Raw genomic sequence first — 6,211 nt, forward strand, 5'->3', positions numbered from 1 at the left:
TCACCGTGACGGGGCAGATCTCTCACGTGCCGCCCGGTCTTGTGGGCACCGCGGTCGGCCGGATGCGCGGCCACGGCAGCCGACTGCCGTGGTGGGCCGGTCCGGGGCGCCTCACCGGGTCAACCACCACGGGCTGGTGTAGGCGACGCCCCAGTTGTTGCACGGGTGGCCGGACGGCCCGGGGGAGGCGTTCGACTGTGACGGGTCGGCGATCCGCAACACCACCCACGAACCGGCCGCGGCGTCGACAGGCACCGTGAACTCGGTGATCCGCCCGGCCTCCGTCTCCACCACGTCGGCGACTTCCGGGGCGCGCGTGCCCGGCCGCAGCACTTGGATGTGCAGCGGCTTACCCACCCACTCCGGGCCGCGGTCCAGATCCACCACGAACCGCACGTCACCCTTCGCGAAGGGCAGGCTTCCGCCCATCCGTACGCCAGAAGCCGTCGCGTCCACCCGAAGACCGCTGACCCGGGTCGCGAAGAAGCGGCGCTCCCGCATCGCGGCGAGCACCCCGTTGCGGGTGTTCTCCACCGCCCACACCCCGGTGCGGCCCTTGCCCTCCGGATAGCCCCACTCGGTGCCGTGTTCGTCGGTGACTCCGGTGAGCCCGGTCCGCCATCCGGCGTTGAGGCAGGCGTTCAACGGTGAGCTCTGACCACTCGACCAGCCGTCGAAGAGATAGTCGTCGCCCCGGTTGAACATCTCCAGGCCGACCATCTGGTCGCGCAGCGCCGCGTTGTAGGCGAAGTCGTTGAACCGCATGATCTCGCGACCCGGATGGTTGAACCCGCCGATGCCGCCGGTCCGGCTGATCCAGTCGTAGAGCCGAGCCATGCCGGGGGAGCCGCCGAGGTCGGTGAACGTGCCCGTGTACCAGACGTTGACGTGCCCGAGCAGCGGGTGCGACCACTCGAAGCCCCGCAGCGCCGTGTAGACCCCGGGGTCGTCGGCAGCGTCCGCGAGCTGCCCGGTGCGGGTCCACTCGGACTGCGACAGCCCGTTGATGGACAGCAGAGTGGCATGGTCGGTGAGAGCGGCCACGTCCAGCCCGGCGGAGCGCATCGACTCGTACGCCTTCGCCGGATCACCGTCGCCGTCCGACATGAGGGTGTGATTGTGCAGGTCGGCGTGGAACAGGGTGGTGCCTTGACTGATCGCCGAGGCCCGTGTGGCGCCGGTGGCCCGGACCGGGGCGGTGCTCGTGGCGACGCCGGTGGTGGTGGCTTCGGCCGAGCCGGGGGTGCTGGCCAGCATCAGGAGAGCGCCGCTGCCGGCCAGCAGCGACCTCCGGGACAGTTCCGTCATGACTCTCAGCCAAGTCCATCACCCCCAACAAAGTGAAGTGTGTTGATGTCCGGATGGTGAACGTCAGTTCAGGTGAACACCACCGCCGTATAGCGCAGGTGGCTCGAGACGTGGGTCAGTGCGGTGGTCATCGCGCCGGAGAGCAAGGCGGCGGCCGGCGGTAACAGCCATGGCGGGACGGCTGGGCGGTGCCGTGCGGAGAGCAGGGGCAGGAGGAGGGCGACAGCGAGGACTCCGGTCCCCAGCACCGCGGGCGGGTAGATCAGCACATACCACGCCCGGGCCATCGGAAAGGCCCAGTCGCCGAACCCGTGCAGGTAGAACGCCGCCGAGGCGCCGACGGTCGCGACAAGTGAGGCATACAGCGCACCGGTGAAGGACTCCGCGCCGGTCAGCAGCATGACGGCGAGGACGACCGCGAGACCTGCCGCGGCGGCCGACCACAGATCGATCCACCCGTCGGCGTGCGGCGCATCGGCGATCAGCGGGCGCGGGGCCAGCAGCCGGGCGACGGTCGCGGCCCCGATCGCACCCGCCGCCGTCGCGAGCAGGAGCCACCGCCGCGACGACAGACGCCAGGCGAAGACCGCGGCGACCCCGAAAGCGACGGCAAGAAACGGCGACCACGGTGAGACTGTCGCGATCAGCAGGTATTCGGCCGGCTCGTTGCGGGTGAAGGTGATCGCCCCCACGCTGCCGATCCAGAAGGCGAGCCCGAACAGGACGGTGTTGACCACGACCGGTACGAACCGGCCCGGGCGACGTCGGCGTGGCGCCCAACTGTGCGCCAGGCAGACGCTGACCGCGGTTGCGGCTGCCACCGCGAGCGGCACGGTCACGAGGGTCCACCAGTTGATGTACCAGCCCGAAGGCCCGTCGCCACGGGTCTGGCCCACGGCGGTGAGCATGCCGATCGGGACCCCGGCGAGCATGGCGAGGACCGGGCGTCGGCCTTGCCGCCCCTTACCCGGGTCCTGATGTGCCCGATGCCACCAGGACAGCCCGCACGTGGTGGCGATCAGCGCTCCGGCGAGCAGGCTGTCGATCATGTTGACCCAGCCACCTACCGGCGTGCCCACCAGCCCCGGATTGGTCACCTGATAGGAGGTCGCGAGAACCGTCGTCGCCAGAAGCCCGGCCACCATCTCGTCCGGCCACCCGTACGGTGGCAACCGATCCGGGCGGTCGATGAACCGGCGGCGCAGGGCATACGAGGGATGCGCGGCGGTGATCCGCTGCCGAAATGGCAACCGCACATCCGCGGGCCGGCTGCCGAGCAGCGCTGCGAGGCCCGCCCGGCCACCGGCCGCGGCTGTCGCGGCATCCGCCTCGTGCTCGCGGGCGCGGCTGATCCGGGCCGCGAGCACCCCCGCGGCCACCAGCAGCACCACGGTCCGTAGCACGTACTCGAGCCAGGTCCACAGTGCCGGCCAGGGCAGCGACGTCAGGTCGGGCAGAGTCACCAGCCAGACGGCCACCGGTCCGAGGGGCAGGACGGCCACGATCGGCAGAGCCCACCGCAGTCCGCGGGTGAGCCAGACCAGGCGGACGTCGCCGGCGGCCACATGGGCGGCCTCGTGCCCGAGGATCGCGGCGAGTTCGTCGTCGGTGGCCCGGCGCGCTCCGGCCGGCACGATCACCTCGGGCACCCGGCCGCGCTGGACGGTGAACGGTTCGAGCAGTTCGGACGGGCCAAGCCACACCCGTGGTGTGGTGGTGAGGAAGAAGGCGGGCGCGATCCGGTCCATCGCGGCCGGCCACCGCGACGGCGCCGGCCGCAGCTTGCCCAGCCGCCACAGGAAGACCCGGGGGAGAACCAAGGTCAAACCCACGGCGAGGGCCAGCACCGTCGCGCCGCCGCCGATCGCGGCCGCCGCCCGCCGGTGTTCCAGCGGTGCGCTGCAGGCGAGGAACCGCTGCTGCTGCGCGAATGCCGCGGCCTCGGTCGGCGGGCTCGGGTCCAGCGCGGCGTGACACTCGTGGATGCCCGCCAACCACGCGGCGCCGAAGACGTGGACGAACATCAGCGTGCCGACGAAGGTGCCGGTGACGACCAGTACGGTCATGAGCAGCACATACTGCCCACCGGTCGGAGACGGGACACGGGCGTGCGAGCGCGGGCCGGGTGCCGCCGCGTCGATCATCGACCGTTCGAGCGCATCCGGAGGGCGCCGATCACTCCGTTCGCGAGCCGCTGTGCCTCTGCCGGCCGGACCTTGCCCTCGAGGCTGAGCACGACGCTCTCGAACACCTCCCGTTCCTGCTCCGGTGTCAGCGGCCCGGCGACCTGTCCCGGCCGGTCCCGCAGATCGGCGAGCAGTGCCCTGGTCCGGTCGGTCAACGCGTCGGTGGCCCGTTCCGCGACCCGGGCCGAGGCGATCCCGAACAGCCCGGCCAGCACCGGGATCACATAGTCCGCTAGCGGTAGCAGCTCCACACCCATGCCGACCGGCGGTTTCGGCTTCCCCCGGCCACCGCCGCGGTAGCGGCGCAGGGCGGCCTCCACCTCGTCCACCTCGTCGGGATAGGACAGCTGGAGGGTCTGCCGGCTGACCTCGGTGAGCACGGTGTCCACTGGGTGTTCTTCCTCTCGCTGGGCCGGGCGCCAAGCGTAGAGAGCCAGACCGGTGCGCAATCGGCATTCTTGTCAGCTTCCGTCAGCATTTCCGCCGCTGGTGTTCACCCTCACGGGGTCAGGACGAGCTTCCCGAGAGTGTGGCGGCGCTCCAGGCGCCGGTAGGCGTCCGCGACCCGGTCCAGCGGGAAGACGGCCTCCACCGGGACGTCCAGCCGGCCTGCGTCGACCAGTGCGGCCAACTCGGCGAGCACCTCGGGCCCGGACGCGTGATTGCTGCCCCGGGCCTGGACGCCGTGCTCCCGGGCCGCCGCGAAGTCGGCCAGCGTGTTGATCCGCTCCGGTCGCACGCCCAGGGCCAGAGCCAGCGCGACGTAGGGTGCGCCGAACGCGTCGATGAACGCGTCCACCCGGCCATCGGTGGCTTCCTTGATCCGCTGCTCGGCACCGTCGCCATAGGTCACCGGGACGATGTCGTGGTCGCGCAGCCAGTCGTGGTGCGCCGGGCCGGCCAGGCCGATCACGGTGGCGCCGGTGTGCCGGGCCAGCTGGGTGGCGAGGGACCCGACGCCGCCCGCCGCGTTTGCCACCACGACCGTGTCACCGGCGGTGGGGGCGACGGCCCGGACCGCGGCGTAGGCGGCGGCGCCCGCGGTGGGCAGGGCGCCGGCCACCTCCCACGGCACCCCGGCGGGGCGGGCGGTGAGGTGGGCGGCGGGCACGATCACGTGATCCGCATGAGTACCAGCTAAGGGGGTGAGGCCGATCACCTCGTCGCCGGCGGCGAAGCCGGTGAGCCCGGCTCCGACGGCGCTGATCACGCCGGCCACGTCCTTGCCCTGGCGTGCCGGGAACGTGGTCGGATAGACCGCCTCCAGGAACCCGCCCCGGATGGCGGACTCGACCGGATTCAGGCCCGCGGCACGGACCTCCACCAGCACCTCGCCCTCGCCGGGGAGGCCGGGCTCGACGTTGACGATCTCGAGGACGTCGGCTCCGCCGAAGCGGGTGAAGCTGACAGCACGTGACATCGGGGCTCTCCTTCGGGTCGACGACGGGGACGGCTCGACTCTGGCAGCGCCGCCGTGGCCTGAGAATCGGACCGCTCTGCCTAGGACCAGCAATCCGTGGCTGCGCCCTGCGGGGCGCGGCATGATGGCGGGCATGGATCGCCGTGAGCTCGCCGACTTCCTGCGCCGCAGCAGGGAGCGGCTCAAACCCTCCGATGTGGGCCTCGTGGAGTCCGGTCGCCGGCGGACCCCAGGGCTGCGCCGTGAGGAGGTGGCGAGGCTTGCCGGCATGTCCGCCGACTACTACATGCGCCTCGAGCAGGCGCGGAGCCCACAGCCATCCACACAGTTGCTGGCCCCGCTGGCCCGTGCCCTGCGGTTGTCGGAGGACGAGCGTGACCACCTCTACCTGCTCGCCGGGCACCGGCCGCCCGCCGGCCGGCAGGCGGGTGAGCACGTCCGGCCGGGGCTGCTGTTCCTCCTCGATCGGCTCGTCGACACCCCGGCTCAGATCCTCACCGACATCGGCGACCTGCTGGTGCAGAACAGACTGGCCGAGGCACTGTTCGGTGGCGTCTGCCCCACCCGGCCGGAGGACCGCAACATCGTCTGGCGGTGGTTCACCGACGCCGCGCACCGGGAGGAGTACCCACTGGAGGACCGTGACCACTGGAGCCGGGCGCACGTCGCCGACCTGCGGGCCGCCGCGGCCCGGCGCGGAGACGACCCGGTGGTGTCCGCGCTGGTGCGGCGGCTGCGCGCGGCCAGCGCCGAGTTCGACGAGTTGTGGCGGCGACACGAGGTGGGAGTGCGGCGGACCGGTCGGCTGCGGCTGAACCATCCGAGCGTCGGGCTGATCGACCTCGAGTGCGAGCAGTTGTTGTCCCCGGCGGAGGACCAGCATCTGATGCTCTACACCGCACAGCCCGGCAGCCGCAATTTCGAGCAGTTGCGGCTGCTGCGCGTGCTCGGCGACGACCGCTTCGCGCGACGTGGCCGGACGGCGTCGGCCGCCTGACCGCAAGCGGCCTGGACCGTGTGGATACGTTCGTCGTCGTCGCCAGCCCGCCGGGCGGGTGAGGCGGGCACGGCAGCGGGAGTGTCCGCACACAACCGTGTCCCGGACGAAGCGGTGATCCACTCCGGCCGGTCGTGGGCGCTGCCTCACGCCCGCCGAGTCGGCCCCAGGCGGCCATCCGGAACCCTTCAGCCGGCCGTCAGAGCGGCCTAGGTCGTGTTTAAAAGGTGGGTTCATAGCCATCGGTTGATCGCGGCGATCTGCACGGTGGCGAGGTAGCGAACGGCCAGTTTGTCGAAC

5 protein-coding genes are annotated in these 6,211 nt (G+C 71.7%); 1 reads left to right on the forward strand and 4 read right to left on the reverse strand.

The window, feature by feature from the left end:
* Positions 1-111 precede the first annotated feature (111 nt).
* The 4 genes from AB0I88_RS27160 to AB0I88_RS27175 all read right to left on the reverse strand — a co-directional run bounded on the left by AB0I88_RS27160 (position 112) and on the right by AB0I88_RS27175 (position 4,914).
* Complete coding sequence (locus tag AB0I88_RS27160) at positions 112-1,308, reverse strand: CehA/McbA family metallohydrolase (RefSeq protein WP_361030336.1); 1,197 nt, start codon at positions 1,306-1,308, stop codon at positions 112-114.
* A 68-nt stretch (positions 1,309-1,376) separates the two neighbouring features.
* The gene (locus tag AB0I88_RS27165; RefSeq protein ID WP_361030339.1) at positions 1,377-3,374 is read right to left on the reverse strand and encodes a M56 family metallopeptidase; all 1,998 of its coding nucleotides are present in this window, start codon (positions 3,372-3,374) and stop codon (positions 1,377-1,379) included.
* A 74-nt stretch (positions 3,375-3,448) separates the two neighbouring features.
* Entirely contained in the window at positions 3,449-3,883 is a 435-nt protein-coding gene (locus AB0I88_RS27170; RefSeq protein ID WP_361030342.1) for a hypothetical protein, read from the reverse strand.
* Between the two features lie 110 nt (positions 3,884-3,993).
* Positions 3,994-4,914, reverse strand: coding sequence for an NADP-dependent oxidoreductase (locus tag AB0I88_RS27175; protein WP_361030345.1), 921 nt, complete (start codon positions 4,912-4,914; stop codon positions 3,994-3,996).
* Between the two features lie 133 nt (positions 4,915-5,047).
* Here AB0I88_RS27175 and AB0I88_RS27180 point away from each other — a divergent pair, with 133 nt between their 5' ends.
* Positions 5,048-5,911: a helix-turn-helix transcriptional regulator gene (locus tag AB0I88_RS27180; RefSeq protein ID WP_361030348.1), complete on the forward strand. Its 864-nt coding sequence runs from the start codon at positions 5,048-5,050 to the stop codon at positions 5,909-5,911.
* Positions 5,912-6,211 lie beyond the last annotated feature (300 nt).

The sequence above is a fragment of the Actinoplanes sp. NPDC049802 genome, from assembly GCF_040656595.1.
GTDB lineage: Bacteria > Actinomycetota > Actinomycetes > Mycobacteriales > Micromonosporaceae > Actinoplanes.

What these genes read in the sequence shown, in the direction of transcription:
- AB0I88_RS27160 (WP_361030336.1), bottom strand. Translation starts at nt 1,308, where the DNA reads ATGACGGAACTGTCCCGGAGGTCGCTGCTGGCCGGCAGCGGCGCTCTC.
- AB0I88_RS27165 (WP_361030339.1), bottom strand. Translation starts at nt 3,374, where the DNA reads ATGACCGTACTGGTCGTCACCGGCACCTTCGTCGGCACGCTGATGTTC.
- AB0I88_RS27175 (WP_361030345.1), bottom strand. Translation starts at nt 4,914, where the DNA reads ATGTCACGTGCTGTCAGCTTCACCCGCTTCGGCGGAGCCGACGTCCTC.
- AB0I88_RS27180 (WP_361030348.1), top strand. Translation starts at nt 5,048, where the DNA reads ATGGATCGCCGTGAGCTCGCCGACTTCCTGCGCCGCAGCAGGGAGCGG.